This window comes from Polaromonas sp. P1_G2 (assembly GCF_056405515.1).
Map to the genome: position 1 here is coordinate 1 of NZ_JBFUBY010000773.1, position 567 is coordinate 567.

Consider the following 567-nt stretch of genomic DNA (forward strand, 5'->3'; position numbering starts at 1 on the left):
CTTATGCCGCCTGTCATCCGAATTGTCCAGTGATGTTTCGGCAAAATCAATCGGTTTCGCACTTGCCTTCATGTCGCAGCAGAACCATTCTCGGCGCCCGAGAACCTCACGGGAAATCATCATGAACACGATCGCTGCGATGGGCGCCAGGGCACTCTCCGAACTCGGCCAGTGCCTCGACCGGATCGAAGACAACGAGGTCGCCGATCTGGTCGAACTGCTGGCGGCGTCGAAGCGCATCTGCATCTATGGCTGCGGCCGCGAAGGCCTGATGATGCGGGCGCTGTGCATGCGCATGTACCATCTCGGCATGGATGCGCACATGGTGTTCGACATGACCACGCCGCCCGTCGGTCCCGGCGACCTGCTGCTGGTCAGTTCCGGCCCCGGCTATACCGCAACCGTGCTGACGCTGCTCGGCGAAGCCCGCAAGGCAGGTGCGAGAACCGCCTGCATCACCGCAGAGCCCGGCTCGCGCGTCACAGAACTTGCCGATCTCACGCTTGCCATCCCGGCACAGACGATGGCGCGCGATGAAAGCGCACCGACGTCGTTCCTGCCGATGGG

Annotated in this window: 1 protein-coding gene; it reads left to right on the top strand. The window is 62.8% G+C overall.

Annotated features, from left to right (window positions below):
- Positions 1-121: 121 nt before the first annotated feature.
- On the top strand, positions 122-567 hold a 446-nt coding region (locus AC1D0P_RS27505; RefSeq protein ID WP_477679628.1), incomplete at its 3' end, for an SIS domain-containing protein.